34 protein-coding genes and 2 pseudogenes are annotated in these 25,397 nt (G+C 50.4%); 27 read left to right on the top strand and 9 right to left on the bottom strand.

Annotation, left to right across the window (positions count from 1 at the left end):
* Positions 1-20 precede the first annotated feature (20 nt).
* The 5 genes and pseudogenes from I6L54_RS24315 to I6L54_RS12450 form a co-directional block, all read right to left on the bottom strand.
* Positions 21-323, bottom strand: a pseudogene (locus I6L54_RS24315) (dATP/dGTP pyrophosphohydrolase domain-containing protein); the annotation flags it as partial.
* Positions 324-495: 172 nt separating this feature from the next.
* Positions 496-1,542: a RecT family recombinase gene (locus tag I6L54_RS12435; RefSeq protein ID WP_040233251.1), complete on the bottom strand. Its 1,047-nt coding sequence runs from the start codon at positions 1,540-1,542 to the stop codon at positions 496-498.
* Between the two features lie 11 nt (positions 1,543-1,553).
* A complete protein-coding gene (locus I6L54_RS12440; protein WP_217124623.1) occupies positions 1,554-4,853 on the bottom strand; it encodes a RecE family exodeoxyribonuclease in 3,300 nt (1,099 codons plus the stop codon).
* Between the two features lie 139 nt (positions 4,854-4,992).
* Positions 4,993-5,154 (bottom strand): YdaE family protein, encoded by a 162-nt coding sequence (locus I6L54_RS12445; protein WP_040230816.1) that lies wholly within the window; start codon positions 5,152-5,154, stop codon positions 4,993-4,995.
* A gap of 11 nt (positions 5,155-5,165) precedes the next feature.
* Positions 5,166-5,372, bottom strand: a complete 207-nt coding sequence (locus tag I6L54_RS12450) for a hypothetical protein (protein WP_016156718.1) — start codon at positions 5,370-5,372, stop codon at positions 5,166-5,168.
* 336 nt (positions 5,373-5,708) lie between these two features.
* Between I6L54_RS12450 and I6L54_RS12455 the strand changes: the two genes are divergently transcribed.
* Positions 5,709-5,915, top strand: coding sequence for a hypothetical protein (locus I6L54_RS12455; RefSeq protein WP_224759910.1), 207 nt, complete (start codon positions 5,709-5,711; stop codon positions 5,913-5,915).
* A 31-nt stretch (positions 5,916-5,946) separates the two neighbouring features.
* Here I6L54_RS12455 and I6L54_RS12460 read toward each other — a convergent pair whose 3' ends face one another.
* From I6L54_RS12460 to I6L54_RS12470, 3 genes are all read right to left on the bottom strand, one after another.
* Positions 5,947-6,327 carry an SEN1984 family lipoprotein gene (locus I6L54_RS12460; protein WP_040230819.1) on the bottom strand — a complete coding sequence of 127 codons (381 nt, stop codon included), beginning with the start codon at positions 6,325-6,327 and terminating at the stop codon, positions 5,947-5,949.
* Between the two features lie 89 nt (positions 6,328-6,416).
* Positions 6,417-7,325 carry a hypothetical protein gene (locus I6L54_RS12465; RefSeq protein WP_040230821.1) on the bottom strand — a complete coding sequence of 303 codons (909 nt, stop codon included), beginning with the start codon at positions 7,323-7,325 and terminating at the stop codon, positions 6,417-6,419.
* A 195-nt stretch (positions 7,326-7,520) separates the two neighbouring features.
* Positions 7,521-8,219, bottom strand: a complete 699-nt coding sequence (locus tag I6L54_RS12470) for an XRE family transcriptional regulator (RefSeq protein ID WP_008322488.1) — start codon at positions 8,217-8,219, stop codon at positions 7,521-7,523.
* Between the two features lie 110 nt (positions 8,220-8,329).
* Between I6L54_RS12470 and I6L54_RS12475 the strand changes: the two genes are divergently transcribed.
* The 22 genes and pseudogenes from I6L54_RS12475 (at position 8,330) to I6L54_RS12570 (ending at position 19,781) form a co-directional block, all read left to right on the top strand.
* Positions 8,330-8,551, top strand: coding sequence for a helix-turn-helix domain-containing protein (locus I6L54_RS12475; RefSeq protein ID WP_008322487.1), 222 nt, complete (start codon positions 8,330-8,332; stop codon positions 8,549-8,551).
* Positions 8,552-8,576: 25 nt separating this feature from the next.
* Positions 8,577-9,116, top strand: a complete 540-nt coding sequence (locus I6L54_RS12480) for a toxin YdaT domain-containing protein (RefSeq protein WP_040230824.1) — start codon at positions 8,577-8,579, stop codon at positions 9,114-9,116.
* 12 nt (positions 9,117-9,128) lie between these two features.
* On the top strand, positions 9,129-9,383 hold the full coding sequence (locus I6L54_RS12485; protein WP_040230825.1) for a hypothetical protein: 255 nt from the start codon (positions 9,129-9,131) through the stop codon (positions 9,381-9,383).
* Positions 9,384-9,503: 120 nt separating this feature from the next.
* Positions 9,504-10,505, top strand: a complete 1,002-nt coding sequence (locus tag I6L54_RS12490; RefSeq protein ID WP_082031718.1) for a phage replication protein O — start codon at positions 9,504-9,506, stop codon at positions 10,503-10,505.
* Positions 10,502-11,197, top strand: a complete 696-nt coding sequence (locus I6L54_RS12495) for a replication protein P (protein ID WP_040230829.1) — start codon at positions 10,502-10,504, stop codon at positions 11,195-11,197. The genes I6L54_RS12490 and I6L54_RS12495 overlap by 4 nt, the downstream gene beginning before the upstream one ends.
* Positions 11,198-11,211: 14 nt before the next feature.
* Positions 11,212-11,523, top strand: coding sequence for a hypothetical protein (locus tag I6L54_RS12500; protein WP_040231141.1), 312 nt, complete (start codon positions 11,212-11,214; stop codon positions 11,521-11,523).
* Positions 11,520-12,089 (top strand): hypothetical protein, encoded by a 570-nt coding sequence (locus I6L54_RS12505; RefSeq protein ID WP_040230830.1) that lies wholly within the window; start codon positions 11,520-11,522, stop codon positions 12,087-12,089. Before I6L54_RS12500 ends, I6L54_RS12505 begins: the two co-directional genes overlap by 4 nt.
* Positions 12,086-12,373 (top strand): hypothetical protein, encoded by a 288-nt coding sequence (locus tag I6L54_RS12510; RefSeq protein WP_221774893.1) that lies wholly within the window; start codon positions 12,086-12,088, stop codon positions 12,371-12,373. The genes I6L54_RS12505 and I6L54_RS12510 overlap by 4 nt, the downstream gene beginning before the upstream one ends.
* Positions 12,370-12,567 carry a hypothetical protein gene (locus I6L54_RS24320; protein WP_040230832.1) on the top strand — a complete coding sequence of 66 codons (198 nt, stop codon included), beginning with the start codon at positions 12,370-12,372 and terminating at the stop codon, positions 12,565-12,567. Before I6L54_RS12510 ends, I6L54_RS24320 begins: the two co-directional genes overlap by 4 nt.
* A 1-nt stretch (position 12,568) precedes the next feature.
* The gene (locus I6L54_RS12515; protein ID WP_040230833.1) at positions 12,569-13,039 is read left to right on the top strand and encodes a class I SAM-dependent methyltransferase; all 471 of its coding nucleotides are present in this window, start codon (positions 12,569-12,571) and stop codon (positions 13,037-13,039) included.
* Between the two features lie 156 nt (positions 13,040-13,195).
* On the top strand, positions 13,196-13,612 hold the full coding sequence (locus I6L54_RS12520) for a helix-turn-helix domain-containing protein (RefSeq protein WP_137378507.1): 417 nt from the start codon (positions 13,196-13,198) through the stop codon (positions 13,610-13,612).
* 54 nt (positions 13,613-13,666) lie between these two features.
* Positions 13,667-13,753, top strand: a pseudogene (locus I6L54_RS24595) (methyltransferase); the annotation flags it as partial.
* Positions 13,754-14,051: 298 nt separating this feature from the next.
* On the top strand, positions 14,052-14,309 hold the full coding sequence (locus I6L54_RS12525; RefSeq protein ID WP_040230837.1) for a DNA polymerase III subunit theta: 258 nt from the start codon (positions 14,052-14,054) through the stop codon (positions 14,307-14,309).
* A 355-nt stretch (positions 14,310-14,664) separates the two neighbouring features.
* The gene (locus I6L54_RS12530; protein ID WP_040230839.1) at positions 14,665-15,264 is read left to right on the top strand and encodes a DUF1367 family protein; all 600 of its coding nucleotides are present in this window, start codon (positions 14,665-14,667) and stop codon (positions 15,262-15,264) included.
* Positions 15,264-15,470: a hypothetical protein gene (locus tag I6L54_RS12535; RefSeq protein WP_040230841.1), complete on the top strand. Its 207-nt coding sequence runs from the start codon at positions 15,264-15,266 to the stop codon at positions 15,468-15,470. Before I6L54_RS12530 ends, I6L54_RS12535 begins: the two co-directional genes overlap by 1 nt.
* A gap of 2 nt (positions 15,471-15,472) precedes the next feature.
* Positions 15,473-16,081: a recombination protein NinG gene (locus I6L54_RS12540; protein WP_040230842.1), complete on the top strand. Its 609-nt coding sequence runs from the start codon at positions 15,473-15,475 to the stop codon at positions 16,079-16,081.
* Positions 16,078-16,209, top strand: coding sequence for a YlcG family protein (locus I6L54_RS12545; protein WP_137378508.1), 132 nt, complete (start codon positions 16,078-16,080; stop codon positions 16,207-16,209). Before I6L54_RS12540 ends, I6L54_RS12545 begins: the two co-directional genes overlap by 4 nt.
* The gene (locus I6L54_RS12550) at positions 16,206-16,886 is read left to right on the top strand and encodes a bacteriophage antitermination protein Q (RefSeq protein ID WP_040230844.1); all 681 of its coding nucleotides are present in this window, start codon (positions 16,206-16,208) and stop codon (positions 16,884-16,886) included. The genes I6L54_RS12545 and I6L54_RS12550 overlap by 4 nt, the downstream gene beginning before the upstream one ends.
* A 1,001-nt stretch (positions 16,887-17,887) precedes the next feature.
* Positions 17,888-18,076 carry a hypothetical protein gene (locus I6L54_RS12555; protein WP_040230847.1) on the top strand — a complete coding sequence of 63 codons (189 nt, stop codon included), beginning with the start codon at positions 17,888-17,890 and terminating at the stop codon, positions 18,074-18,076.
* 346 nt (positions 18,077-18,422) lie between these two features.
* Positions 18,423-18,701: a phage holin gene (locus I6L54_RS12560; protein ID WP_016150433.1), complete on the top strand. Its 279-nt coding sequence runs from the start codon at positions 18,423-18,425 to the stop codon at positions 18,699-18,701.
* Positions 18,673-19,245 (top strand): lysozyme, encoded by a 573-nt coding sequence (locus I6L54_RS12565; protein ID WP_040230848.1) that lies wholly within the window; start codon positions 18,673-18,675, stop codon positions 19,243-19,245. Before I6L54_RS12560 ends, I6L54_RS12565 begins: the two co-directional genes overlap by 29 nt.
* Positions 19,245-19,781, top strand: a complete 537-nt coding sequence (locus I6L54_RS12570; RefSeq protein WP_040230849.1) for a hypothetical protein — start codon at positions 19,245-19,247, stop codon at positions 19,779-19,781. Before I6L54_RS12565 ends, I6L54_RS12570 begins: the two co-directional genes overlap by 1 nt.
* Before the next feature lie 397 nt (positions 19,782-20,178).
* Here I6L54_RS12570 and I6L54_RS12575 read toward each other — a convergent pair whose 3' ends face one another.
* Positions 20,179-20,817: a DUF4145 domain-containing protein gene (locus tag I6L54_RS12575; RefSeq protein WP_016156693.1), complete on the bottom strand. Its 639-nt coding sequence runs from the start codon at positions 20,815-20,817 to the stop codon at positions 20,179-20,181.
* A 33-nt stretch (positions 20,818-20,850) separates the two neighbouring features.
* Between I6L54_RS12575 and I6L54_RS12580 the strand changes: the two genes are divergently transcribed.
* The 4 genes from I6L54_RS12580 to I6L54_RS12595 are packed head-to-tail and all read left to right on the top strand — an operon-like array spanning position 20,851 to position 25,364.
* The gene (locus I6L54_RS12580; RefSeq protein ID WP_040230851.1) at positions 20,851-21,423 is read left to right on the top strand and encodes a terminase small subunit; all 573 of its coding nucleotides are present in this window, start codon (positions 20,851-20,853) and stop codon (positions 21,421-21,423) included.
* Complete coding sequence (locus I6L54_RS12585; RefSeq protein ID WP_040230852.1) at positions 21,420-22,967, top strand: terminase large subunit domain-containing protein; 1,548 nt, start codon at positions 21,420-21,422, stop codon at positions 22,965-22,967. Before I6L54_RS12580 ends, I6L54_RS12585 begins: the two co-directional genes overlap by 4 nt.
* An 11-nt stretch (positions 22,968-22,978) precedes the next feature.
* Positions 22,979-24,427 carry a DUF1073 domain-containing protein gene (locus I6L54_RS12590; protein WP_040230853.1) on the top strand — a complete coding sequence of 483 codons (1,449 nt, stop codon included), beginning with the start codon at positions 22,979-22,981 and terminating at the stop codon, positions 24,425-24,427.
* The gene (locus I6L54_RS12595) at positions 24,384-25,364 is read left to right on the top strand and encodes a phage minor head protein (RefSeq protein ID WP_082031723.1); all 981 of its coding nucleotides are present in this window, start codon (positions 24,384-24,386) and stop codon (positions 25,362-25,364) included. The genes I6L54_RS12590 and I6L54_RS12595 overlap by 44 nt, the downstream gene beginning before the upstream one ends.
* Positions 25,365-25,397 lie beyond the last annotated feature (33 nt).

The raw sequence follows: 25,397 nt of genomic DNA on the forward strand, positions 1-25,397 counted from the left end.
CGGGCGTTGAGAGATTCCCCTTCGTTTCGGACATGCAGTCGTGGCTCCCCGTCCTGTGGTCCGGGCCATTGGCGCTGTTTGTTTATCGCCAGTTTCTCTATGCAGGCCACAACGATTTCTTCGTCAGTAATTCCCGCGCGGCGCTGCGCATCCCAAAGCAGGAATTGCATGTCAGCCCATTCGCTGAGGTCGCCGGGTTCTGCCGCCGCTTCCAGCGCCTCCTTCGACAGATGCTTCAGTGGGCCGATTGGGCCAACATTACCGAAAGTAGTTTGCGACCACTCGGCGTGATCCCGGCGAACCTGCTCGCGTTCCAGTACTGGCACATTCGTCAGCGCTACCAGTGCAATTTCAAATATCGCCTTTTCTTTGTCGGCTATCTCGACGCCCGGAAACCGCTCGGCGTGCTCGATACATCCCTTTACGTAATCAACCAACTGCTCTTTTGTGAATTTACTCATCTCTTTACCGGGAGGGCGAACCCTCCCGCCTCCCTTAGCCCACGTATTCCGGTTTCATATCTGCCAGGGTGATGCTGAACTTGTCGTGCAGCTCGTCGCCCAGATGACGTTTCGCCGTTGCCAGCACTCGCTCAACTTCGGCGAATCGTTCTGCTGCGCCCGGTTCATCCGGAGACGGCAGGGAGTTGATCGCTGCTTCAACCTTGTTACGGGAATCAACCAGGTAGTAGCGCCTCACGGCCTTGTTCTTCAGTTCGGTGAACAGAGCTGAACCCAGCGTGGCCTTTGCGCTTTCGATATCAGCCCGGAGTGCTTTGGCGCTGTCTACATCCTGCGCAGCATCGATGCGCTCACGAAAGTCGTCGGAAAGAGCGTCGATATTTGCCGACGATTCCTGTGCGCTTTGCGTGGTTGTGACGGTGTCACCTGCGATTTCAGCAACGCTCATTCGTTGGGTTGGTGCGGGGTTAATTTCGCGCTCTGTTCGCTGTTCCAGATCTTCTCTGTCATAAACACCCATTGTGACTTCAGGGCAGTAAGTCCTCGCCCAATACTTGACGGCCAAATAACCTATTTGCTGTTTAGGTGCTGTTTTCCACAAAGGGGAATTTCGCGTAGTAATATCAGCAAGGTAAATTGGCTCCCCCCAAGTCACCTCTGTCTCGCCGCGAAGTACGGCTCCGACTCGAACAAACAAACCTGATTCATCACGCACGTCTTTTTTGCCAACAATTTTTTCCCACTCGCCGCCGTACTCGTATTTAAAGCGCCCGCGTACAACTTTGGAGCTGGTGATTAAAGCGTTGTAAAGCTGTGCTTCATAGCCCAGAGCCCCGTTAACTAGGTGGGTTTTCTGGCCTACAACAAATGGGTCCATACCCCAACGAGCGGCCTGCATGATTATTGCCAGGCAATCAGAAGGCCTTCCCTGTAGATGTTTTGGTACTGTCGCAACGCCCTGAGACATCACTTCTGCTAACTTCATCATGCGATCCATGACGTCGATATTCAGAAGCAGGGATGTGTTATTCATCGTGCTTGGTTCGTTATGTTCAATAACTGCTACGTTAGTCTTTTCCATCATCATTCCCCTTATGCCTGAGTACGCAGCGCTTCAAGGCGGCGCAGGTCGAAGTCGTTCAGTTCGTCGGTGTAATCAGCGGTGATCGGCGCAGGCCATTCGCCAGTGTCAAAACCGGTAGCGATAGCGCGCATCGCCTTGCGGTACTCGAGCATGCCCAGCTCCAGCAGTTCGGCGGATGCCTCGATGATGGCGATCCAGTGGTAGTTCTCGTCCTTGTTGACGAAAATCCAGAAGAACTGGTCCAGCGCTGCGGTCTCGCAATACATGGCCGCGCTCAGGTGGTAGTCACGGTCGATGATTTCGCGGTGCAGTTTGGCGCGCAGGCCTTCCTGCTTAATGTTCCACATGCTGATGGTTTTCAGGTCGGCACCGATGCGCACCCCGTCCAGGTCGATTTCCAGATCTGGGCGCACACGGACTTCCAGCCCGGTTTCGTCGTCGAACCCGAAATAACTCACCTCAACAGCGCGACTCGGGTGCTGGAGCAGCATCCCGGCGGTTGGGTGCTGGAGCAGGGCTTTTTGAATGGCCAGTGCAGTGCTCAGTTGCTGGCGGGTGACCAGTACTTTTCCTTGAGGATTCTCGCGCCACGCATCCAACAGTTCGTCGGCGAAGACGGCATCAGGATTAACAGACTTAACGGTCTGAATCAGATCTGCTTTGGTACCGGAAACTTTCAGGGGTTGAGGCTTCTGCACTTCCTTTGCAACCAGATCAGGATTAATCACCGCCAGTTGCTCGAGCAGTGCGTCACGACTACCGCTGGTTCTCACCTGTGGTGGCAGGGTGGCGTTGTACTCTTTGATGCAGGCTTTCATCGCCGCTGCGGTCTGTTTCTGGTCTGCTTCGATACGCTGGAACCCAACAGGCAGCGACATGTAACTCTGACCTGTTTCTTCCAGCGATGCGCCGAGCGGCACCTGCTGCGGCAGGGCGGCGTTGTGTTTTTCCAGCAACACTTTGATATCGTCGGCTGACAGCTGCGCCGGCAGGCTGGCGTTATACTCATCGATAAACGTGCGGATCGTTGCCGTTGTGGTGAATGCACCTTCTGGAATAACCGGTTCAACGCTGAATTCTGCGTCTAATTGTTCGGGTTGTAGCGCCAGCGCATGCACCAGGTTGCCCATATCCAGAACCGGAGAGCGATCTTTCGTGATGGTCTTCTCGACGTGGCGCGCATTGAAGTACATCAGCGACACACGTGCGTCTTTCACCTGGGTAGAGCTGATACCGTTGGCTGCGTGATAAACATCGTTCGGAATACCTTCGTAGCGGCCGGGCTCGAAGTAATCGGGGTACACAACAGCTGGTTCGTCAGATTGCGCTTCTGGCTCGGTTTGGTTTACAGAATCGCTATTTTGGGCGACAGAATCCGTATTCTGGTTTACATCGGCTTGCTGGTCGGTATGTGGCTCTTCACCAGTTTCCAGACTGCTTTCGCCTGACTGCACTTCATCACCAGCCTGTTTTTCATCACTGACAGTTTCTTCCATCTGCACATCGCGGGTGGTTTCCTCTTTAACTGGTGAGCGGTCATCTGTATATGTTTGTTGATCACCTATCAGGCCTTCAATGGAGAATACGCCGTTGCCCATGTTGGCGATTTGTGGTTGTTCCGCAGCTGTTTTCTGCTCTGCTACGACCTGCTCATTAATCTCATTTTCCCAGCTGACGTCCGGCGCATGACCAGCATCAGCCAGCGTTTCTTCAGTTGGGTACTGGTGGTCGGCTTCAGTCAGGTTCTTATTGATGTAACGGCTCAGCAGTTCCGGGAAATGGTGAGTATTTTCTTCTGCACTGCGAATAAGCGCGAAAATAGCGGCACGGGAATAATCCAGGATGCCAGCGCGTTTGCGTAGGGCGGCGGACCATTCTCTGAACGGACTTTCTTTCTTGCTGACAATCTCTTTAGCGCGACGGTAGACCCCACCAGGAATATCGTAGATATTGAAATCCATTGGCAGGGTGGCCAGCGCAATTTCAACATCCAAAGTATCCAGAGTGTGGACGTAGTCGTTATTGCGATCGGTTTTATTTCCACCGCCAGCATTGGTTTTGACGTCAGTGCGTTGAATCTGCGCAACGCGGTTGCCTTTCTGCCATTCTTTGACCAGCAGGCCGCGATCGATGTAATCAGTGTTGAACCAGATCCTGATGAACCGCATAACAAGAGACAGTTCAGTCCGTTTCCCTTCGACCGGGAAGACGGTTTTCAGAGCGGCTACAACCCGAGAGATGTCAATCTCAGCAGCATTCTTGAAAAACTCCACGTTTTCAGCAGCAAGCAGCAGATTCTGGACGTAGCTGTTATCCACATCCAGCTCGAGTCCCTGAATAATTTTCTTTTGCTCAGCATCGATGTGATAAGCGTATTCATCGGAGATGAACTGAGCCAAGATACGCTGGCGCAAGGATAAGGTGGCGACAGTGATCAACTGCGGCTGCTCTGCCTGCAGGGATTGTTCTTTGGTACCGACTTCACCATCAACGATGCCATCTTTGGCCTGGCCGTTCTCGTCAATCTGGCTGACATCATCAACAGTGAGATCTTGACCCGTTGTAATGTCAGCATTGCTGCTGGTTTCAGTTTTGAGCAACTGCAACTTACCACTGCGCCAGTCTTCTACCAGTTGATTGCGGTCACCGGCATCGGTGTTCACCCAGTCAGACATGAATGCAGCGATCAATCTTGGTTCGTGCTCTTCGTCTGGAGCGAAAATGTCCTGAACCGCCTGAATCATTTTCCACTCAGCATTCAGGCTGAGTTTGGCCGTTTCGGGGGCATCGTTCTTTGCCACAAGCAGGTTCTGGAGATAGGTATTGCTTTCGTCCAGTGACATTTCGCTGGCAGTCAGCTGCTGCTCTTTAGTGACATGAGTCTGGTATTTATCAATCATCAGATGGACGGCAAAGCGGACCGCTGGAGTACGGTTTTCAACCGGGACAATTTCGGACGCAGTCGCGTCTTCAACGATTACGGTCGGAGTAGATGTGGAGGGGGCGTCAACGGAACCAGTAGACACACCAGCGGCTTTTGGCAGCCAGGTGCGCCCATCGTCCTGAAGTTCGTAGCGATCACACCAGGTGAAATCAACTTCACCTTCTTCTGGCAGGTCATCAACAACCGGAAAATCAGTGCGAATTGGCTTGGCATAGTCCTTACCTCGACCCGTTTCGATGCCTGCATCTTCCAGTGCAACATCCAGCATTAGGTTAGCGCGAGCCTCGGTTTTCGCAGTGAACCAGACCACTGCATCTTGCTTTCCGGATTTCTGAGTGGCTTTAACCACATAAAAGAATTCCATGTGAGATCCTCATTTTTGGGTGTTAGAATCCCCGGGCCATTGATAGCGCCCATTGGGTTAACTTTGGTTTTGATGTTGTTTCCGGTGTAACTTTGGTCGGTACCACCGGACGTAGATCCCGCCTTGCGCGGGTTTTACGTTAGCCTTCGTGAGCCATCTGGTCGTGCGAAGCGCAACGTCTGGAGCAATACTCTTTCTCTTTGCGCGCCAGCAGTGAGCCGTTGCGATAGAGAAGGGTGCTTTTGATTACTTCTTCAGTTTTAACCGGCTTGCCGCAATATCCGCATTTCTTGTCTTGCATGACGCTCTCCGTTAATGGCTGAGGCCATTCCCCAGACCGTTCAGATAAACTTCAACCAGCAAATCCCTGGTGTAAGTCATCTCAACGCCTCGATGCAGATACAAACGACCACGAGCATTAGCTGATGCTGTCCAGGTTGAGTCTTTGTGTTTGACGAGCATTCCAGGCTGAACTGCGCCGCGGTTTACTGTCTGTGTACCGTAGTGCTGATGAACCATGATGTTCTCCAGTTTTTCTGAGTGAACTTCGCTGGTGGTGCCGTGACGCTGATCTTCACGGTTGAGCGTTTTAACTTGGCAATTCACCACCGCGAAGCTCACTTTTGTGCTTTGCCCTTGTCGCCAGGCTGGCGGAACGTTTGAACTTGATGCGCTTAGTGTTTCGCGATGAGGTGATAATAGCAATACGTATTAAACATATCAATACGCATTGCTATTTATCGGCTAAAATAAGTATTAAAATATTGATAGCGAAAGGAATTTATTTTTTCGAAAGGTGTATGTTGTGCTCAAAAAAACACCAAAGAGGGTATTGTTATGGGCTTAGGTATGGATATGTCACGTGATGAACTACTGGAAGATCGGGCGGCTTTCATAGCTGGTGAGATTGGTGGGGCGGTTGTTGGGTTGATAATCGACGGTGTGGTGATTGACTGTGAGGCTATTGTCGATCGACTGGAAGCGAAGCGAAAAACCGTGGGCAATATGATTCACAAAGGTGTATTGCGGGATGCAGCGGAGTTCGTGAGGAAGGGGCAATAATGGCCCGACTTTCTTTGCCGGGCAAATGGTGCTAGTCGGCCCAACCGGATTTTGTATTGATCGCCGATTCCGCCATTGCGTATTTTTGTACGGTATTATCTTTAAATAGAATGGTCAGTTCTTTCTTAGTGCCGTTCGTGCCGTTATGGAACAAGCCATAGAATGGAATGAATGAGGTTCCATTCACTTTAACTTTGGCAAATGAGTACTTCCAGATCTCATTACCACCATCGGTATAAGAGACTGCATCAGGAGAGCCAAACAAGGTTTTCACTTCAACCTTGGTCGTTTTCCCTTCATGAATTTTAGACTGAACACTTGTTTCAGTTTCACTTTTAAGTTTCTGATTTCCAGAAGACGCGCACCCTGTGAGGGTTACAGCTAATGCTACTGCCAGAGCCATTTTTTTCATTATGTATATCCATTGATTGCAATCGGAATCATCTTAACATTATGAATTATTTGGTCAAATAAAAAACCGGCACGGTGGCAGGATTAATTTCATTCCGCGATTAATTTGCTTAAAAATATTTCTGTTGGCTTGTATGCTTCGCCTTTAGATGACGTAAGTTTATAAGTAATGGTTACATCAGCGCGGAAGGCGAATTTATGGGATAGGTCTTCTGGTTTAATCCCGGGTGCCAAAACTAGTTTTACCCTTCGATCAACTAAGCCAGGAATCACAGCAGCCCATCCCTTTGTCGGATTGTCGAGATCAAGAGCTCTTATCTCAAGGTCAACATCGTAATGGTCTCGAGTATATGTATCTGATTCAAAACTAACCTCGGTTGGTGTTTTAGAGATTAAATCTGAAGGTATTGTTACGGAAGCGTTATCGCTACCTATCATCAATGTTGCATTTTCGTCATTTCGCGCTGGAGATAAAATTTTGACAGCACCTTTGGCAGCGGTTTTTTTATCAACTAATGTACTATTGAGCGCCGACTGTATTCTTTCAGGTGAAATGTTAGTTTCGCCAGCACCTATGTTAATGATTATATTATTATTTGCTTCGAAGTGGGAGGCATTATTGGGTGCCATGTTTTTGACGGCTAAATACATACCCGTGGCGAGTACACCTGCTATAACCGTCCAAACTAAGGCGCTACGCATTTTTCCTTCTCCGATGTACCTTTCATGCGCATTTTCGAGAAATTTATCAAAATTCTCTTCGTTGCCAAAACCTAACTTGATAAGAATTTTTTCAGTTAGGCTCCCGACTTCTAACTTTTGAATCCTAACTTCAATATCCAGGATATCACTTCCAGTTAGCTCTGCAAGGACTCCTTTAGATTGTTTGATGATAGCTTCCCAGCCTTGAAGAGACTCAATGATTTCTTTAATGCTGGGGTTATTACCTATTGAATAATAAATGTTTTCAGTGAATTCTAATTGATAAGGTGCTTCCATTACCATTCCCACTATTAAATTTTATGTAAGTTTTCTACCCAGAGGTGGTTCGTATGGCCTATGTGCAATACCCAGCCTCATAAGCTCTCCGTGGGGAGTTATTCCGCATCATCCCTAATCCGCCGCCCCATGTACTTGGCGTACGCCTTGTTGTACCGACCTTACCCAAAGTCTATTCAGGCTACTGTTAATCGACTAACCATGCTTCCTGTAGGTCTGCGGCATGCTGCCGATCACCTTTCCGAAGACGAAAATCTTGTTCATCTCTTCCTTCTCAATTGGCTCCCACGGGCGATAGGTCTGGTTGTCTGAGATTACCAGTAGCTTGTCTTTCATCTTCTGAAGTCGCTTAACATGAGCTGTTTCGTCGTACAGGAAAGCGTAAATTCCATCACCATCAAAGTGCTGAACGCTGATATCGACAAACAGCAAATCGCCGGGCTCGATGGTGCCGGACATACTATCGCCGCGAACGTTGATGATGCGGATCTGTTCCTGTTTACGACCATTAAACATCTGACGCGCATCTTCTACTGAGTACTCCACGGAGCGAAGCACCTCCACGAACTCACTATTGATCACGCCCGGTCCAGCGCTGACCGTTAGGTCGAGCACGTCAACCCTGAAGATACTTGGATCAACTTTTACAGGAGTAATGGAAGTTGGTTGCTGGCCGTCAGCCCTCATTGGACCTATGCCTGTAGACAACCACTCAGTTCTAACCCCGAGTGCATTCGCAATTTCTACAATCTTTGTCGAACCGCGAGCATTGCCGCTCGTTAGTCTCCAGATGGTTGGCTGAGCAACTCCTGACGCCTTCGCAAGAGCGCCCTGAGACATCCCGGACTGTTCCATTGCCTGATTCAGGCGTTCAGCAAGAGTTTCTTTTTTCATAATTTTTAATTTATACGCTTGCGTATTGAGGGTCAAAACACGTTTCGCTATTGCTATGGGCAATACGCATTGCTATTATTGTTTGGTTCAATACTTTTAGGAATTGAAAAATGACCAATGAAATCATCCAGCGCGCCATCGATATTGCTGGCAGTCAAAAGAAACTCGCAGATCTCTGCGGCGTAGCTCAGCCAACAGTTTGGCGGTGGCTGCATGGGGGCGGCATTGATGCGCGATACGTTATGAAAATCGTGTCAGCAACAAACGGGGGGGTTAAACCCGCTGATATTCGTCCAGATCTCGCCTTGTTGCTTGGTTCAAATAACAGCTAATTCTAACCACGAAAGGGAAAGCACTATGCAATCACTTACGTACCAACAAAATACCGGATTCCATTCGTCCGCGATGATAAATCGTGCTCAACAAGAGCATGGCGATAAACATGATGCCATTCGTGACGCGGTCCGCTCCTGGGCGGGCGCAGATGGTCAGGACGTAGTTACGGCTCTGATCATCGAAGAGTACCAGGCGCAGGGTGGTGATGACATCACTTTCCCTGACGATCTCTGCCGAAAGCGCCAAAAGCTGTTCCGCTTCCTGGATAACCATTTCAACAGCGAACGGTACCGCGAGAACGTCCGCCAGCTGACGCCGGCAATCCTCGCGGTTCTGCCGATTGAGTTTCGCAATCGCCTGCTGCCAGAGGACAACATCATGGCTCGCCTGGCGCGTATGGAGAAAGAAACCAGCGAAGCGAAGATAGCCGTCGCGATGGATGCTCCACGTCATCAGAAGCTGAAAGAGTTGAGCGAGGGGATCGTGGAGATGTACCGCGTTGACCCTGGCTTAACCGGGCCGCTGATGGAGATGGTGCAGATGATGCTGGGTGCGATGTGAGGGGAAATAGTGATGAATCACATCGAATTTATCGAAAAACACGTTCGGGAAGAACTGGTCCGACAGGGCTTTACTGCGGCAGTGGCGCAGGGGGGGGCATTTCAGGCTGTCGATATGTACAAGCGCATGTCTCAGGCAAGTCGCAAAGGGAGGATTTTTGATGATGTTTTGCGTCACGCGAAATTATGGGCAGAAAAACAGACGTTGCCGGCGGATCGATTTGAAACTAAGCGCGTTAAGCGCGGTGGTCAGCAAGGACTGTTCTGAAAAGGGTGAAGACCGCTGTGTTCCAGCACAGACGGCCTTCGGGTGCAATTCGTTGCGTACTCATTGCGAGGTCATTATGACAAAGAGTTTTTCAAAATACCAGGTAAGGGAGGCATAGCTATGTCGAATGTCGCCTACGCCGATTTTGCGGCGCGTACCGCCGTCAGGAGCAACCGGATGGAGAACCAGAAGACCGGATTCATCCCGTTGTACCGGAGTGTACTGAAGAAGCCCTGGGCTAAAGATGTCTTCCTGCGCACGCTATGGGAGAACCTTCTGTTGGGCGCCGCCCGCCAGCCCTACACGGCAAACTTTAAAGGCCGGCAGTGGCCATTACAAACCGGACAACTGGTGACCACGTCGGCAGATCTCGGGCTGAAATTATGCGACCGAAATGGGGAGCCAACAAGCCGTCATGCAGTGGATCGAATGCTGTCTCTTTTCGTGAAAGAAGGGATGATTTCAACCGCTGGCGAGAAGAGAAAAGGCACTGTAATTACCATCACAAATTTCGCGCATTACGCTCAAAAAATGGACGATTTACCCGCGCATAACGCCGCGCATAACAGCGAGCATAGCCCCGCGCATAACGAACCCAGCAATGGCGAGGCTTCGGGAGTGGGTGCCGAGCATAACCCCGAGCATAAGGGCGCGCTTAAGCCCGAGAATCATGAACAAGAAGTAATATTAAATACTAACGTATTTAATGTACGTCAGAGAATTTCAAAAATTATCCCTGATGCAGCTGTCCAGACCCCGAAAGGTGACAAGTGGGGGACATCTGACGATCTCCGTTGTGCAGAGTGGATGCTGGCGCTGCGCGACATCACCAAACTATCCCTGAAAAAACCGAATATGGCTGGCTGGGCGAATGATATACGCCTGATGCGCCAACTGGACGGACGCACCCACAAAGAGATTTGTGAGCTGTTCCGATGGGCCTGCAAAGACTCGTTCTGGTACAAAAATATTCTCTCCCCCGCAAAGCTCCGCGCCAAGTGGGACACGTTAACCCTTCACAGCGAAGACACTACCCGTAAGCCACGCACAGATGTCAGCGCAAACAAATCCGAAACTGGCCCGCACTGGAACAGTCCTGAAGCATGGGAGAAATTTTTATGACCCCGGATCTTTATCGTGCAATTCAGAATCGCGACAGCGAAATGCTATCGCGTATGGCTGGAGATTCTTACGACGGACGCAAGGTTGTTAACGCTGACGCTGAAAAGCTGGTGGATATGCTTTTTGAAAACCTCATGCAGGTATTCCCGGCATCCACTCAGACGAACCTACGTACTGACGCTGATATTCGCGTTGCAAAGCAGCAATGGATCGCGGCTTTTGCTGAGTCAGGCATCACCTCCCGTGAGCAACTTTCCGCCGGGATGCAGAAAGCCCGATCCAGCCAGTCACCGTTCTGGCCGTCGCCGGGTCAGTTTATTTCGTGGTGCCGTGAGGGGAGTGGTGCGCTGGGGGTCAGCGTGGACGACATCATGAGCGAATACTGGCGCTGGCGGAAACTTGTTTTTCGCTATCCGACCAGTGAGCAGTTCCCATGGAAGGATAAAAACCCGCTGTATTACCACGTCTGTCTGGAGCTGCGCCGTCGTGGAACAGAAGGACAGCTCAGCGAGAAGGAACTTATCCGAGCCGCTGGTGACATCCTGCATGACTGGGAAAAGCGAGCGCTGTCCGGTAAGCCGGTACCGCCAATCCGTCGCGCACTTGCAGCGCCGAAAGTAGCTACTGGCCCAACACCGGCAGAGATGCTGATGGCTCAGTACAAACAACGCAAAAACGCCGGTCTGGTCTAATGGGGGAAATCACTATGGCAAGCAAATCACTGTGGGCAATTGTAGATTTTCTTCGAATTAACCAGACCATCACGCCGCGTCAGGTTCAGAACCTTCTGGGATGCGACTGCAAGAAGGCACACAACCTGCTGCTTCACCTGGTACGAAGATCGGTGGTAATTCGCACTGGCGAGCCGCATCGCCCGGTCTATTCACTTCAGCCCGGCGGGGAGCTGAACATCAAGCAGCTCAAATCGAACATGAGCAAAAACATGGTCACATCAGTTTGCCGCACAAGTCCGGCTATGCAGCGTGTACTGGCGTTTTACGGGAGAGCATCAGCATGAAACCAGACGTTAAAAAAATTATCGCCGATATCAAGGCGACAAAAGGGAATCGGAAATATTGCAATGGCCTGGCTGGCACACTCCAGGATGATAATTATGTGTCATCGATCTGCAAATACGTTAAAACCGTAACGCCAGAAAGAATCGACCTCCTGATTGATTATGTTGAAAATCTTGAGGTTAAAGTGCTCGACATGGCAGTACAGCTCGCTAACGCCGAGAGCAAGTGCAGGGAGCTGGCGGGGGTAGTTGCTGAGAACGCTGATTTAAAATCGCTGATTGAACAGCATGCAGGCTCTATCGCTGTATGTCCTAACTGCTCACACGAAGAGCCAAGCGAAACTGACGATATCGTTGCGTTATATCGCTCACTGAAAACCCCAGCCACAGACGCTTTCCAGGCTGAAGTGCGGGCGCAGGGTGTGGAGATGTACGCCGATACTTTGGACCGTGGCGCTGACGATGCTGAGCGTGATGGGTTTGATGACGGCGTGAAGTTTTTACGCGCTGAAGCTGAAGGAGTGAGAGAGTTCGCTGCCCAACTTCGCAAAGGTGGTGCAGCATGAGCATTGTCGACGATTCACATCTGACCGACGAAGTAGTTAACGCCGCTTTCGAAGGCACCAACTTCGGGCGTACAGACTTTCGCACCATACTGGCAGAAACGGTCATGAAGCGGGCATCTGGTTATCACTCTGGCTATACAGCAACGACTATCTGCATGAACCTTGGGCTGCTTAGCAAGAAGAACCAGAGCGCAACCAAGCTTGGCCTGACGTTCGCCTTCCATCACTACTACAAACCATGTGTGCGTAACGCGCTGATGCCAGTTCAGGAGGCAGCCCAATGACAGCACTCAACAAAAAGGCGCTGAACTACGACCCAGCAGACCCGGACAAAATGCGTCTCCCCGCTGGCGTGACGTGTGGAAATTGCCATCACATCCGACGCTGCAAGGCCATGTTCGGACACACAGAGACGGATTCATATTGCGACTGGTCACCATCGCGATTTATCGCTGGCATTGGCGTGAAGGGAGAGTGAGATGGCTGAGCAAACAATTTTGGATGTGTGCTGCGGCTCTCGCATGTTCTGGTTCAACAAACAGGACACCCGCACTGTGTTCGCTGATATCCGCGCCGAAGAGCACGAGCTGTGCGACGGTCGCCGCCTGGTTATCAGTCCCGATCTGATTGCCGACTTCCGTGCGCTGCCATTCGCCGATGCATCGTTTCCGGTTGTGGTGTTTGACCCGCCACATCTGGAGCGTGTGGGCCAGTCTGCCTGGATGGGTAAAAAATACGGGCGACTGAACAAAAAAACGTGGCGTTCTGATTTGCGCGCCGGTTTCAAAGAAGCGTTTCGGGTGCTGTGTCCACGCGGCGTGCTTATTTTTAAATGGAACGAAACACAGATCCCGGTTAGCCAAATTTTGGCGCTTACTGACGTGAAACCAGCAATTGGTCAACGTACCGGGAAGAACGACAAAACACATTGGATAGTATTTGTTAAATGAAGTGAAGGATGGTCTTGATATGCAGCACTGATACAACAAGTTGTTGTGCTGATCTTGGATATGTATCGAACACTAAACACAAAAAAATTTGGAATATTTGGAATGTTATGTGATGATGTTTTTTATCATTACATTCCATTTATTCCTTGGTGACTTATGTCCTATGAACCCTATGTGTATCAACAACAAACACAGGTAAGTCGTGAAGAGTTAGCACGTACGCGCCAAACGATTCATGAGTTTGAGCTTCATTTAAGTAGGCTTGATCAACAGGTTCGTATGATGCAAACCGCTCTAAATTCACAAGATGATGTTCAAAGGTACTCGAATCTGGTGTTTGAACTTAATCGCGGAAGAGCGGAGCTACAAAGGCATATTACAACCTATAACGAGATGATTCGGCTGGCAAATGTAACTCATACTTCCAGGCTGAGTGAGCAGGCTAAACGAGAAATTTATCATCTTTATCACGCCAGACGATACACTCAGGATCAACTGGCTTTGCAATATGGAATACAGCAGAGCACGGTCAGTAAGATAGTAAATGGTTCTGCACCGCCCCAGCCTTCCTAGGATAGTAGTTTAATATTGACCCGCTTCGGCGGGTCTTTTCTCATTAGTCTGCTGAGTAATGCCGTCCCGCCACCGTTCGCTGAGGCGCTGGTGAGGGCGAACCTGCCGGAGTTATCGCAGTCGAAACAAATCGCGACATAACATATAATCCATATCAATATAAAGAGAGGGATTATATGAAATTTTCTAGGATGATTGCTGGGACTGTATTTTCTGTGATGTTATCTGGCTGTGCTGCAGTGCAGTACAACGATGGTGAGAAGGTCAGTATCCAGTCTGATGGTTGGTACGGGCTCGATAGCCTTCATGAAACAGCCGTTAAAGCGTGCAGCCAATATGGTAAAAAGAGAGCCACCTATCTTCATAGCGCAAATATGAATCCAAATTTACCCGCGGGGAGTGGTGTTCAGAATACATTCTGGAAATGTGAGCCTTAAACATGTCTGATTTCAACATTGCTGCAAAGCCGCAGGAAGATCGCGACAAGGTCAACGTTGACCTGACGGCCTCCGGAGTGGCCTACAAAGAGCGCCTGAACATGCCGGTTATCGCTGAACAGGTAGCCCGTGATCAGCCAGAGCATCTCCGCGAATACTTCATGGAGCGTGTGCGTTACTATCGCGAGCAAAGCCTGACATTACCGAAAGCATCCGACCCGCGCTATCTGGATATGGCAGCCCAGAACGAGAAGAAATAATGGGCTGCCTCATTGTAAGCGGAATCAAGTTTTACGTTCTGGCAGAAGGTGAGTCATATCCCGATCCGCATAATGATAATCGGTATGTCGGTGCATATGCCGTATTCCCGTTTGAGGGAAAGTGGGTTGCTCAGAAGTATTTCAGGGGAGGACGCTGGAGTGATATCACCGAACGCCGATTTAACACTGAAAACGAGGCATTCAACTTCACATACGAATACGCGTTTCTCCCGGAAAACCGCTACAAATATTAATCAGTTCAGCTAAAAGCAACATTTGATTTTCCATTATCAGCTGTACATAATGTCAGTGTCAGCCTGAACAACTGACAACTTGATGCGCCACGGAGAGTACCATGGCGCACGAACTACAACTCATTAAGCAATCATCAGGAATCCTGATCCCCGCTACGCCGGAGACCAGCGATATTCTGCAATCAAAAATCAAACTCGGCGCCGTACTGGTGGCTGAGTTCCGGCAGGTGAGGAATCCCGCATTCCATCGCCGTTTCTTTGCGCTCCTGAATCTCGGGTTTGAATACTGGGAACCTACTGGCGGGGCTATCTCCAGCAATGAGCGCAAGCTCGTAAATGGCTATGCAAAATTCCTTGCGGCATTTGGTGGAAACGAAGGCGCACTGCTGGATGCTGCCGAGCAGTATCTGGAGCGTATCGCTGATAAGCGCGCCGGTAGTATCAGCATCTGCAAATCCTATGACGCATACCGAGCATGGGTGATCGTCGAGTCTGGCCATTACGACGCTATACAGCTTCCTGACGGCACCCTTCGCAAACACCCCCGCAGCATTGCCTTCGCCAATATGGATGAAACCGAGTTCCAGCAGCTGTACAAAGCCGCGCTCGATGTTCTGTGGCGCTGGGTATTGTCCCGGGCATTCAAGACTCAGCGAGAAGCGGAAAACGCCGCTGCGCAGCTTATGAGCTTTGCGGGGTGATGGCGATGAAATTTTCTTGGTTCCACCATCACGAATGCACAACCGAACAGGCAGACGAGCTGGTGGCAAGTTACCGCCGCCGTGGCGCCACAGTAGAACGTAGCCTGAATCGCGACAACATCACCTGGACTGTCAGCGTGCAACTGCCTGAAAGCGAGAAAGCACCGCGCCCGAGTAAGGTATGGCAAAACAGGGCGTGGGGTTGAGCATGGCCAAGTTACCGCGCCGTAAGTGCGCCAACAAAGAATGCCGGCAGTGGTTCCATCCGGTGCGCGACACGCAGACCGTCTGCGGTTATGAGTGTGCCAGCATCGTCGGCAAGGAGCAGACCAGAAAAGCGCGGGGAGCCGCACAACGCAAGGAGTCCGCCAAACAGCGCGCCACTGAGAAGAAAGAGCGAGCCGCCTGGCGCCAGCGTAAAGCTGCAGTTAAGCCGCTGAAGCACTGGGAAGATTTAACGCAGCGTGTCGTCAATGACTACATCCGCGAGCGTGATGCCGATCTGCCATGCATTAGCTGCGGGACGTTCGAAACCGTCCAGTGGGAAGCAGGTCACTACCGCTCACGCGGTAAGGCATCACATCTTCGCTATCACGAAGACAATATCAGTAAACAGTGCCACCACTGTAACGTGCAGTTGTCGGGTAATCAGCAGCAGTACCGCCTTGGCCTTATCGAAAAAATTGGGCCTGAACGCGTCGAGGCACTCGAAAACAATAACGTCCCACACCGATACACCATCGAAGAACTCGAAGCCGTCAGGAAGCATTACAGCGCACTGCGTCGCGAGTTGATTAAGAGCAGGGAGGCGGCATGACACCAGAACTGACCGAGATCCTTCGCGTTCGCTGGCAGCGATTGCGCTTATACCATTTCCCGGGCTCTGTGCTGACGGACTACCGAATACTGAAGAACTACATCAAAATCATAGGCGGTGCTGTATGAACACTCAATTTCTCGAATATGTGCGCCAGCAGCTGGTGGTGGCCACCGCCGATTTAAGTGGTGCGACGAAAGGGCAGTTAATGGCCTGGCTTGAGAATGCACAGTTCGATACTGGAACGTTTAAACGTAAAAAGCCTCGAGTGCTGGATGAAGTGACCGGGAAACTGTTTACGCTGGATAACCCACCAATACCGGGCAAACAGTCGCATGCTAAGGGTTCACATATTCCTCTGGTGCAGCCAGTTGAATACTCCACCGCATCGTGGCGCCGCGCACTGATGACGCTCGAAGAACACCAGAAGGCCTGGTTGCTGTGGAGCTACAGCGAAAACACCGGTTGGGACAATCAGGTCGCCATAACACGCTGGGCTTGGGATCAGTTCAGCCAACAGTTGGAAGGGAAGCGAGTAGCGAAGAAGACGATAGACCGTTTACGCCAGCTAATCTGGCTTGCTGCGCAGGATGTGAAACGCGCGTTATCCGGGAAGGATCCGTATCAGTATGGCGATCTGGCTGCGCTGTTGGGCGTTAACAAAACAAACTGGTCTCAGAATTACGTGGAACATTACGATGCAATGATTAGCCTTTATAGGGGGCTCGACTCCAAGGCGTTACTTCATGTTTCGCGATCACGTTCACAACAAAAGGCAGCAAATTGTCGGCAAGGTATTGCATAAATGAACTAATTGGCATATATTTCGTGTAAATCTGATATTGTGCCATTGTTGTATGCACTGGCAGTAAATGAGTTTTCAAGCCTGAGGTTGACGCCTTGGGCTTTTTTATTTGAATGTAGACAAGCGGTAAAGCACTCAAGCCATAATTGAATTCTCGCTGGCTAAATCCCTGCCAGACGCGTCAAGTCTAAGTTCACTTCGAGGTATCAAAGGTAGTTGTCAATTTGATATATTTCGCTTCAAAGAAGTTGAGAAATGGATTAATGATAATGAGGTTGCCAACAAAGGTAGAGCTGATTTCATTCTGCTTCGTAGTCATTTGGGTTATCTGGTGTGCATGGGCAGACAAAACAACTCACGACACATACCTTTTTGATGGGGTGCTTTATAAGTCAGTTATTGTGGGGACTTCCTTCGTGATAGGAGTTTTCATTGCTTGGCGTGTGTACCTAAGTAATAAGTTCTCAACAGGTCTGGTTAAGAGGCTTTTTGGCGTTTGTCTCACCGTTATGATGTACCTGACTTTTACCTTTTGGAACGTTCCAGAGTTAATAATGATCTCATCAGCTAATAAGCATGTGAGTGACAATTACCGATTCAAAATGAGATACCCCACGCAATCTGGAGGAAAAACCAGGTCATGTAAGGCTCATGTTATCTACTATGACACATATCTGAAGCGTGAAATCGCACTCTGTCACTGGGATTATGCTCCATCTTTTTTCTATACGGATTATATTCGAGTAGATAAGCTGATTTCAGGTATGGGCGGGCAGATTATTTATCACGAAGCCGTTCATTGAGAAAATCCTATTTAAAGTTTAGAGGTCGCCATATGGCGACCCTTTTCATACACACAGCGCCATCCGAAGAATCGGATGTGAGGCTCTAAGGCCAGGATGTGCACCTTGGACAGCAAACATTGAGTTTGTTGTGGTTTCTTGCAACGCTGCATCATCTGCTCCGTTCTATACTGTTTGCTTAGTATTGCGGAGGAATGTATGAAAGAAGGGTATTACTGGATTCAGCATGTAGGCATTGTACAGGTAGCGTATTACACGAATGACACTGTTGATGATCTGGAAACGGGTAAAACAATCACAGGTGTCTGGCATCTGACCAGAGGCGATGACATTTGCTATAACGGTGAGGCAGAGGTTCTCGCAGGGCCGCTGCAACCGCCGCGATAAAAAACAAAAATCAAATCCCTGGCTATGGCCGGGGATTTTTATTTTCAGGCTCTTAATAGTCATTCAATTGAAGACTGCCTGATACAGGAATATTAGAACTGCAAGGTAACCCCAGTATTGTAAATGGTAAAAGAAAGTATTTGTCATCATTCATCCCTCTGGTTCCATTTGGTTATGTTCATCAAGCAATAAATGAACCAGTTTTTCAGAGAATTAAATCAATTACTTATGGTGACCTTGTTACGGTGTATGCACTCCAGAAGTGCGATTGCACTAAAAAAGGGAATCACCACTCCATTATTACATCACACCTGATAATGCCATCCGAACTATCGGAGGTGAGGCTATGACCAGAATGAGCACCATTTACAGCAGACTTTCATATGGATCAGGAACCACGCTTGCCGGCTGCGGTGTATCAGCGAAGGCATATGCCGAAACAGCTAAAACAGCAAAAGAGGTGTCCTGGATGTTGGCCGACAGAATTGCAGGGTTAAGCCTGAGCGACTGGGCAATTATTGTCGGTATCGCATGTACGGTAATCACCTGTGCAGTGAACTGGTATTTCCGCTGGAAAGAACGGGAGGATCGGCGCAATGGTTATGCCACCAAAGCTGAAGAATAGCGTTATTGCAGCTATACCCGCTGGCGCTATTGCTATCGCTGCGGCATTGATTACTGGCCCAACGGGTAATGATGGCCTTGAAGGTGTGCGCTATCAGCCTTATCGGGATGTTGTTGGGGTGTGGACGGTATGCTGGGGCCATACTGGTAAAGATATTATCCTCGGCAAGACCTACACCAAAGCAGAATGTCAGGCGCTGCTGGATACAGACCTGAATATTGTCGCCCGCCAGATTAACCCATATATCAACGCTCCGATCCCCGAAACAATGAGAGGGGCGCTGTACTCATTTGTGTATAACGTTGGCGCGGGGAACTTCAAAACCTCCACACTGTTACGAAAAATCAACCAGGGTGATTCGAAAGGCGCATGCGAACAACTGCGGCGCTGGATCTATGCTGGTGACAAACAGTGGAAGGGTTTAATCACCCGGCGTGAGATTGAGCGTGAAGTTTGCCTGTGGGCAGAGAAACCTCAATATCTGAGTGATGGATATGGGCCGCTTAACCCTGGCATTCCAGTATCAGTTCCGGGCGTGTTCTGATGAAGACCAACAAAATTACGGTTGCCGCGATTCTGCTGGTGGTCGTCGTAACCATCATTGCGGTGCTCTGTGTTCTGCTAGTACGCAGCAATGCGGCACTGACCACGTCAGAGAGTGATAACCGGGTGCTGCGCAGCGACAACGCGCTACAGGCGGCGGTGATAACTACCCAGGCTTTCAACTTAAACCGGTTTAATCAGGTAGCTGAGAACGCCAGCCGCATGAATTCGCTGATAGATGCTGGTGCCGAGAAAACTGTCATCGAATACCGGGAGATTCTCCGACGTGAAAAAACCTGTGATATGCCTGTTCCTGCTGATGTTGCTAGTGGGCTGCTCAACTACGCGAACCGTTTACGTGCCAGCGCAATGCACACCGATACCGGGAACGCTGACGCAGCCGGTGATAGCACCGCTGCCGCCAGCTCAATAACGTACTGCCAGGCCGTTCTGTGGATTAACCCGCTGCTGTCAGTCATTGAGAAGGCGAATAACCAGCTAGCGGGGATACGGGAAATCGAACAAGACCGGCAATAGGATTACAGAAGCTCTTCGCTGAGGGGCTTCGATAATGCTTTTAGTAAGGTTTATGCTGACTTACACTTCAGTGTTTATAACTGTTGATAAGGATGCTTATGTTGTATTTTCTCGTTTGGGAGATTTACTCCGCTGACTGGATTTTGGTGAATAAAGGCAATCACTTCCTTCGATTAGAAAAAGGACAGGATATAGACTCTCAGGTTCTGTTAACTGAGATGGACATTGCGGAAGCAAACAATGTCAGTCGTCGCCAATGTGTTGTCACTTCAATCCAGGCGATTCAAAAACTAGAGGTGTAACCTTACCCTCATTAAGCCACTGGCAAGCGCTGGTGGCTGTTTTATTGCCATTACAATGGGCAGACCCATCGTATTGGAATGGAGACATTCTACGTTTATTCAGAATCCCGCTTGGCTTTCACCATCGCAGGTAAAGTGAATGAGTATGTCAAAAACACTTCTGTGAACTTCAAAAGCTGATCAACCTCATCAGCGGTGAATTCTTCATCTGAATGAACTGCAACATTTGTATCAATACGGACGATGTGTGCCCAGTCTGCCATTTCTTGTGTTATGAGTCCCGTACCTCTTATTGCGGATATTCGTTTTACTAACTTATCCTCATTGCCTGTATGAAGCACCTTGGTCGCGATATCGATCACTTTTCGGCAGTTCATTGCGCTGGTTTCATAACGTCCTTTTGCAAAATCTTCTTTTGCCTCTACAAAAAATTTTGCAGCTCTCTCTGGGGTTGCTTCTGGCGCGGAAAAGGTTTTATGTGAAGGGTAAGTATCGAGGACGTTAAATCGCGGGTTATTATTGAGAATGACGGGGTAAACTTGCGTCTTTGCATAATCCTCTGGGGTGCTTTGAATATCTGTTTCTACCTCAGCAATTAAAAGCTTGAAGCATGAATGACATTGAAATACCAGCGAATAACATTTGTTTCTTAAAGGCGCTTGTTCAATACATCTCAATACAGCCCGCTCCTTCAAGCAGTGGGGGCATGTCTTATCAATGGACAGCATTGCCATTCTTAATTTTCCTTTGGAACTGATAACTTATTTATGGCACTCACCGACAAACAAGAGATGTTCTGTCGCGAGTACCTCATCGATTTAAACGCTACACAGGCGGCTATTCGGGCGGGGTACAGCGTCAAGACTGCAAACCGCATAGCTGCCCAGAACTTGTCAAAAGTTGACATCCAAAACAGAATCGCCGAACTCAAAGCGAAGCGCAACGAAGATGTGGGTGTTGATGCTGATTATGTGCTGCGGCGCTTGGTTGAAATCGACCAGATGGACGTTCTGGACATTCTAAACGACGACGGTAGCCTGAGGCCGATCAGTTCGTGGCCCAAGGCCTGGCGAACGTCGCTAACCGGTCTGGACATCAGCACCACGATTCAGAACTTCGACGAGGAAACGGCGGAGACCATCCTCAAAAAGGTTAAGTGGCCGGATAAGGTCAAGAACCTTGAACTGCTCGGCAAGCACATCAAGGTGCAGGCGTTTAAAGAGCAGGTTGAACAGAAGGTCACGGCAACCCACAGCATCATGCCGGTCCCGTCCTGCGATAACGTTGACGACTGGGAAAAGGCAGCACAGAAACAACAGAACGAGGTTCTTGGTGGATGAATTACAAAGCCGTATGGAAACCTTTGCCGGGATCGCAATCGCTCTCCCTGAGTTGCCCGTGTAACGAAATCCTCTACGAAGGTACGCGAGGCCCCGGTAAAACCGCCGCGCAACTGGCGCGCTTTCGTCGCCTGGTTGGTCTGGGCTATGGCTCGTTCTGGCGTGGCGTCATTTTCGATACCGAGTATAAAAACCTCACCGACATCATTACCCAGTCAAAGCGTATGTATCGCCTGTTTAATGACGGTGCACGCTATCTGGCGTCAGCATCTGAATTGCGCTGGGTATGGCCGACTGGCGAAGAGTTGCTGTTCCGCTTTGGGAAGGAAGAGGGGGATTACTGGGATTACCACGGTCAGGAGTTCCCGTTCATCGGCTTTAACGAGCTGACAAAGCAGCAGTCTGCTGAGTTCTACGAAATGATGTTCTCCTGCCGGCGCTCATCGTTCCGGCCGGAGAACTACCCGCTGGCTAACGGCGGTCTGTTGAAGCCAATCCCGCTCGAAACATTCAGCACGACCAACCCATTCGGTATCGGCCATACCTGGGTGAAGAAGCGTTTCATCGAACCTGCGCCGCGCGGCACCATCATTCGCGAAACACAAAAGGTGTTTAACCCTCAGACCGAGCGAGAAGAGGACGTGACGCTGACGCGAGTGGCTATTCATGGCTCGTTTAAAGAGAACCCGTACCTCGACCCGCAGTACATTGCAACGTTGATGGCGATTAAAGACCCGAACCGGCGAAAAGCATGGGTTGAGGGTTCCTGGGACGTTACCAGCGGCGGGCGCTTTGACCACCTGTGGAATGCGTCACTGCACGTCATTAAGCCGTTCCGCATCCCGGATAGTTGGACGGTCGACCGCTCCCATGACTGGGGGGAATCTAAGCCGTTCTCCAACCTCTGGTGGGCCCGCGCTGACGGCACTGCCGCCGAATTACCTGATGGCCGCCAGTTCTGCCCGCCTGCCGGGTCTCTGATTCTGATTGGCGAGTGGTACGGCTGCCCGCCTGACGAGCTGAACAAAGGCCTGAATATGTCGTCAACCAACGTCGCTAAAGGCGTGGCGTGGGTGGATAAGCGGCTGGTGGGCGAGGAAGTGGACGAGCCGGAAGAAGTACAGGGAAAAGGCCAGATGCACATTGTGCCGGGCATATGTAGCGAAGTTATTCCCGGCCCGGCTGATGGTGCGATCTTCAACACCGGTGACAACGAGCTCTCCATTGCACAGAAGATGGAAGCGCAGGGCGTCAAATGGATACCCGCAGACAAGAAACCAGGCTCACGCATCAACGGCGCATCGCTCTTTGCTGACATGCTTGAGGCCGTTGTTGAAGCTAAAAAGATGGAGTCAGGAATACCCGAGAAGCCAGCTTTCTATGTAATGGAGCACTGCCGGGGCTGGATAAGCCGCATCCCGGTTTTAGTTCGTGACGACAAAAAACCTGACGACGTTGACACCACCCAGGAAGACCACGACTGGGATGCCACTCGTTACCGCGTACTGCACTCACCGGCGAAGGTGGGAGCCATCTTCTTCTAAGGAGTTCATCAGTGAGTGAACAACAAGGCGAGGTCTCATTCCTCGTTAACGCCCTTGCTGATGCAATCGGGCGCCAGCGCATGCAATACGCTGGGCGTAATGGCAACGTGAAGCGCACGAAGTTGTGGGATGAGTTCGGTTATCCGGAAACGCTCACCTTCGATAATTTCTATCGTCAATACCGCCGTGGTTCGACGGGTTATTCTGCGGTGCACAAACTGCTCGACGCCTGCTGGATAGATCTGCCCACCATCATTGATGGCGACGAAGACAGGGAGTCGACAGCCACAACGAAGTGGGAAAAGGCTGTCACAAAGCTGATGAAGAAGCACTGGGCAAAAATTAAGGATGCCGATCGCCGTAATATGATTGGTCGCTACTCTGCGCTTTTGATTCAGGTCCGCGATAACCGGGATTGGTGGCAGCCGATTGATGTTGATGTGGTAAAAAAACTCGGCAGCAAGGCTCTGGTGAAGTTAATCCCTGCGTGGGAGCCGCAGATCAAACCGGGCAATCTGGATATAGATACCTGGTCTGAAACCTATGGGCAGCCGGTTAGCTACCAGTTTAACGAGCAACCCATCGGTGATGAGGGAACTTATAGCAGCCCGCGTTCTGTTCAGGTTCATCCGGATCGCATCATTCTGCTTTGTGAAGGCTCAGAGGATGACAACATCCTCTCCGGTATTCCGTTGCTGGAAGCTGGCTACAACGACCTTCTGGACATCGAAAAAACGAAGGGTGGCAGCGCCGAGGGCTTTCTGAAGAACGCGAGCCGCCAGTTGGCTACCGAATTCGATGAGAAGGTAAGTATAGATTCACTCATTAAGCAGGCGAAGGAAGCCGGTTACGACAGACTCGGCGATGCGATGAATGACAAGGTTAATAAGCTCAACAGTGGTACCGACGCCGCACTGGTTACCCAGGGTGGGAAAACGTCGGTGCTCTCAGTTGCCGCCGCCGACCCAACGCCTAGCTGGACAGTCTCGGCGAACTCGTTCTCTTCAACAATTCAATGCCCGTTCAACATTATGTTCGGCAAGCAGACGGGGAATCTCGCCTCGGAAGAGGACAAAACGGCCTGGGCGAATCGTTGTAACGGTCGCCGCTGGGGGTTTCAATCAGACGTTATCGCCCGTGTGATTGAGCGATTCTGGAACGTCGGCATTATTGAGCCACCCGCGTCCGGTGAGGTTTCATTGGTCTGGTCAGATTTACTAGCCCCGAGCGAGAAAGAAAAGCTTGCCAATATGGCGGTGATGGCTGACGTGGCGCAGAAAACGCAGCAGGCTTACGGCACACCAGCGGTCGATGAGAACGAGGTCCGCGCCGTCGGCGAACTTGAGCCACGTAAAGAGCCTGCAACCCCAGACCCAAACGCTAAACAAACCGATAAGGATCCGCTGACAGATGATGATGGCAGTGCAGACCCGAATCGGAACGCCAGTCGTACCACGTAATAAAGCCGACCCTACGCAGTCAGCACGGCAGGTAGGGCGGATGTTTCGTGACATCGATGAACGCTATCTGACGATAAAGCGCCGACTGAAAACGCTGTTTGACCAGCGGCTTACCGGGCAGAAACGCGAAACCAATGGCGAACGGTCGTGGATGATGTGCAATAACGAGGGTTCTGAGCCTTCGTTGTATCAGGTCAATGCCGGTAAGTTCATCTACGACATGTCGTCGGTCCAACTGGCCGATCTCCTGCAGGTGGTTCAGGCGAGACTGGATGACGAGTTGCTGGAAGGTGGTAGCCAGAACCTCTGGGCGCTGGATTATGTCGCCGCAGAGTATGAGCGCGGCACGCTTAACGCCTTCACCAACCTTTCAGTGCAATCTCAGGCCTACGCCAGCCAGACAACGCTGCAACAACTGCTGTCCAGCCCGGCTTACCAGAACCAAATCGCTAGCGCTTACATCAGCACGTACAGCGACTGGAAAGGTATTAGCGACACAGCCCGTGCTGACCTGGCAAATATCATTGCTGACTCGATTGGTCGGGGAATTAATCCACGCGAGACAGCCGGCATCGTAAGCAAACGACTCGACGTGTCGATGTCTAAGGCAAAGACCATCGCTCAGACCGAGCAGGTCGGTGCGCTGCGGCTGGCACAATGGAACGAGACGGACTGGGCATCTGAGAGGCTGGGGCTAAACACCGGTCTTCTCCATCTTTCTGCGCTGAAGCCTACAACCAGGACAACGCACGCGTTTTGGCATGGAAAGGTCAGGACCGTGCAAGAGGTGCGCGACTGGTATGCGGTCGATGGGAACAAATATCACTGCTATTGCAGCCAGATCCCGGTACTGCTTAACGACGACGGCAGCATCTTCAATGAAGGACTGGCGGAAAAACTCACCAAAGAAAGATCTGGTTGGAAGAAGGATAAATAATTAATATTCAAATCCTTAATCACCTCGTATCTG

The organism is Citrobacter pasteurii, from assembly GCF_019047765.1.
Classification (GTDB): domain Bacteria; phylum Pseudomonadota; class Gammaproteobacteria; order Enterobacterales; family Enterobacteriaceae; genus Citrobacter; species Citrobacter pasteurii.

Excerpts from the sequence above, each read along its gene's own strand:
- I6L54_RS12445 (WP_040230816.1), bottom strand. The coding sequence starts at position 5,154 with ATGCAAGACAAGAAATGCGGATATTGCGGCAAGCCGGTTAAAACTGAA.
- I6L54_RS12585 (WP_040230852.1), top strand. The coding sequence starts at position 21,420 with ATGAATTACAAAGCCGTATGGAAACCTTTGCCGGGATCGCAATCGCTC.
- I6L54_RS12520 (WP_137378507.1), top strand. The coding sequence starts at position 13,196 with ATGTCCTATGAACCCTATGTGTATCAACAACAAACACAGGTAAGTCGT.
- I6L54_RS12580 (WP_040230851.1), top strand. The coding sequence starts at position 20,851 with ATGGCACTCACCGACAAACAAGAGATGTTCTGTCGCGAGTACCTCATC.
- I6L54_RS12515 (WP_040230833.1), top strand. The coding sequence starts at position 12,569 with ATGGCTGAGCAAACAATTTTGGATGTGTGCTGCGGCTCTCGCATGTTC.
- I6L54_RS12510 (WP_221774893.1), top strand. The coding sequence starts at position 12,086 with ATGAGCATTGTCGACGATTCACATCTGACCGACGAAGTAGTTAACGCC.
- I6L54_RS12565 (WP_040230848.1), top strand. The coding sequence starts at position 18,673 with ATGGTTATGCCACCAAAGCTGAAGAATAGCGTTATTGCAGCTATACCC.
- I6L54_RS12525 (WP_040230837.1), top strand. The coding sequence starts at position 14,052 with ATGTCTGATTTCAACATTGCTGCAAAGCCGCAGGAAGATCGCGACAAG.
- I6L54_RS12575 (WP_016156693.1), bottom strand. The coding sequence starts at position 20,817 with ATGGCAATGCTGTCCATTGATAAGACATGCCCCCACTGCTTGAAGGAG.
- I6L54_RS12485 (WP_040230825.1), top strand. The coding sequence starts at position 9,129 with ATGAATCACATCGAATTTATCGAAAAACACGTTCGGGAAGAACTGGTC.
- I6L54_RS24320 (WP_040230832.1), top strand. The coding sequence starts at position 12,370 with ATGACAGCACTCAACAAAAAGGCGCTGAACTACGACCCAGCAGACCCG.
- I6L54_RS12570 (WP_040230849.1), top strand. The coding sequence starts at position 19,245 with ATGAAGACCAACAAAATTACGGTTGCCGCGATTCTGCTGGTGGTCGTC.
- I6L54_RS12550 (WP_040230844.1), top strand. The coding sequence starts at position 16,206 with ATGAACACTCAATTTCTCGAATATGTGCGCCAGCAGCTGGTGGTGGCC.
- I6L54_RS12455 (WP_224759910.1), top strand. The coding sequence starts at position 5,709 with ATGTCACGTGATGAACTACTGGAAGATCGGGCGGCTTTCATAGCTGGT.
- I6L54_RS12535 (WP_040230841.1), top strand. The coding sequence starts at position 15,264 with ATGGCGATGAAATTTTCTTGGTTCCACCATCACGAATGCACAACCGAA.
- I6L54_RS12450 (WP_016156718.1), bottom strand. The coding sequence starts at position 5,372 with ATGGTTCATCAGCACTACGGTACACAGACAGTAAACCGCGGCGCAGTT.
- I6L54_RS12440 (WP_217124623.1), bottom strand. The coding sequence starts at position 4,853 with ATGGAATTCTTTTATGTGGTTAAAGCCACTCAGAAATCCGGAAAGCAA.
- I6L54_RS12490 (WP_082031718.1), top strand. The coding sequence starts at position 9,504 with ATGTCGAATGTCGCCTACGCCGATTTTGCGGCGCGTACCGCCGTCAGG.
- I6L54_RS12495 (WP_040230829.1), top strand. The coding sequence starts at position 10,502 with ATGACCCCGGATCTTTATCGTGCAATTCAGAATCGCGACAGCGAAATG.
- I6L54_RS12465 (WP_040230821.1), bottom strand. The coding sequence starts at position 7,325 with ATGGAAGCACCTTATCAATTAGAATTCACTGAAAACATTTATTATTCA.
- I6L54_RS12560 (WP_016150433.1), top strand. The coding sequence starts at position 18,423 with ATGACCAGAATGAGCACCATTTACAGCAGACTTTCATATGGATCAGGA.
- I6L54_RS12555 (WP_040230847.1), top strand. The coding sequence starts at position 17,888 with ATGAAAGAAGGGTATTACTGGATTCAGCATGTAGGCATTGTACAGGTA.
- I6L54_RS12530 (WP_040230839.1), top strand. The coding sequence starts at position 14,665 with ATGGCGCACGAACTACAACTCATTAAGCAATCATCAGGAATCCTGATC.
- I6L54_RS12540 (WP_040230842.1), top strand. The coding sequence starts at position 15,473 with ATGGCCAAGTTACCGCGCCGTAAGTGCGCCAACAAAGAATGCCGGCAG.
- I6L54_RS12475 (WP_008322487.1), top strand. The coding sequence starts at position 8,330 with ATGACCAATGAAATCATCCAGCGCGCCATCGATATTGCTGGCAGTCAA.
- I6L54_RS12545 (WP_137378508.1), top strand. The coding sequence starts at position 16,078 with ATGACACCAGAACTGACCGAGATCCTTCGCGTTCGCTGGCAGCGATTG.
- I6L54_RS12460 (WP_040230819.1), bottom strand. The coding sequence starts at position 6,327 with ATGAAAAAAATGGCTCTGGCAGTAGCATTAGCTGTAACCCTCACAGGG.
- I6L54_RS12595 (WP_082031723.1), top strand. The coding sequence starts at position 24,384 with ATGGCAGTGCAGACCCGAATCGGAACGCCAGTCGTACCACGTAATAAA.
- I6L54_RS12480 (WP_040230824.1), top strand. The coding sequence starts at position 8,577 with ATGCAATCACTTACGTACCAACAAAATACCGGATTCCATTCGTCCGCG.
- I6L54_RS12470 (WP_008322488.1), bottom strand. The coding sequence starts at position 8,219 with ATGAAAAAAGAAACTCTTGCTGAACGCCTGAATCAGGCAATGGAACAG.
- I6L54_RS12500 (WP_040231141.1), top strand. The coding sequence starts at position 11,212 with ATGGCAAGCAAATCACTGTGGGCAATTGTAGATTTTCTTCGAATTAAC.
- I6L54_RS12505 (WP_040230830.1), top strand. The coding sequence starts at position 11,520 with ATGAAACCAGACGTTAAAAAAATTATCGCCGATATCAAGGCGACAAAA.
- I6L54_RS12435 (WP_040233251.1), bottom strand. The coding sequence starts at position 1,542 with ATGGAAAAGACTAACGTAGCAGTTATTGAACATAACGAACCAAGCACG.